The 1,420-nt window shown below is 74.5% G+C and carries 1 protein-coding gene and 1 pseudogene; both read right to left on the bottom strand.

Annotated features, from left to right (window positions below):
- Positions 1-598 (bottom strand): annotated as a pseudogene (locus N869_RS15070) (hypothetical protein); the annotation flags it as partial.
- Positions 595-1,420: 3-oxoacyl-ACP reductase (locus N869_RS15065; RefSeq protein WP_035063008.1), on the bottom strand; the 826-nt coding region annotated here is incomplete at its 5' end. The pseudogene N869_RS15070 and the gene N869_RS15065, both read right to left, overlap by 4 nt.

The following is a 1,420-nucleotide window of genomic DNA, read 5'->3' as shown; positions in this document are numbered from 1 at the left end:
CGACGTCGGCGCCGAGCTGCCACTGGCCCGTGGGGACCGGGGGCGCCCCGTCGTCGTCGCGCCGGGCGTCCGCGACCGGCTCGCCATCGCGCAGGTGCACGCCCTTGGCCAGGTAGGTGGAGACCCCTTCCCAGGCGGTTGCGCCGTCGACGGTGACCTCGGCGACGACGTCGACCGTCACCCCGGACCGGTGGGGTCGCAGGTCCTGGGCGTGGACGGCCACGTCCATCGTGTCGCCCAGGGTGAGCGCCCGGTGCTGGGTGACCCGGTTGGCGGTGTGGACCATGCCCAGCAGCGGCAGGGGGAACTCGGGCCGCACCATGAGGGCCATCGCCGCGGGGAACGCGAGCACGTGCACGTACCCGGCGGGCAGCTGGTCGCCACCGTTCTCGCCGACGACGTGCTGGTACTCGGCCAGGTGGTCCCGGTCGGCGCCCACGCCGCGCACCACCACCTGGGTGGTGGGTAGCGCGGTGGGCGCCAGGGTGCGGCTCCGGTCGACCTGGGCGCGGACGGACCCGGCCACCCCACGCGCGTAGAGGCCGCGCAGGGCCGGCAGGTCGGTCAGCTCGACGACGTCACGGGGCGCGGCGCTCATGCGCCCACCATGAGCTGCCCGCACACCCGCAGGGTCTGCCCGTTGACGCCCCCGGCCTGCGGTGAGGCGAGGAACGCGATCGCCTCGGCCACGTCGACGGGTTGGCCGCCCTGCTGCAGGGAGTTGATGCGGCGCGCGACCTCCCGGGACGCGAACGGCATGCGGGCGGTCATGTCGGTCTCGATGAACCCGGGTGCCACGGCGTTGATGGTGCCGCCCGTGCCGTGCAGGTCGGGGGCCATGGCGTGGACCATGCCGATGATCCCGGCCTTGGACGCGGCGTAGTTGGTCTGCCCGCGGGTGCCGCCGATGCCGCTGGTGGACGCCAGGCACACCACGCGCGGGTGCTCACCCAGGACGTCCGAGGCGAGCAGCTCGGTGGTGAGGCGCAGCGGTGCGGCGAGGTTGACGGCCAGGACCGAGCTCCACGCGTCGGGCTTCATGTTGGCGAGCAGCTTGTCGCGGGTGATGCCGGCGTTGTGGACGACGAGGTCCAGGTGCCCGTACCGGGTGCGGACGTGCTCGACGATGCGGGCGGTGGCGTCCTCGGCGGTGATGTCGAGCTGCAGGGCCGTGCCGCGCACCTCGTTGGCGACGCGCGAGAGCCCTTCGCCGGCGGCGGGGACGTCCACGACCACGACCTGGGCCCCGTCCCGGGCCAGGACCCGGGCGATCTGCGCGCCGATGCCGCGTGCGGCGCCGGTGACGAGCGCGACCCGACCGTCCAGGGGCCGGTCCCAGTCGTCGGGGGTGGTGCCGTCGGTGGTGGTGACGGTCAGGGTCTGGCCGTCGACGTACGCCGACCGGCCCGAGAGCAGGAAC

It is taken from the genome of Cellulomonas bogoriensis 69B4 = DSM 16987 (genome assembly GCF_000767165.1).
GTDB classification, from domain to species: Bacteria; Actinomycetota; Actinomycetes; order Actinomycetales; family Cellulomonadaceae; genus Actinotalea; species Actinotalea bogoriensis.
Note: the sequence above shows the minus strand (reverse complement) of the source record. Positions and strands in the feature narration are given on the sequence as shown.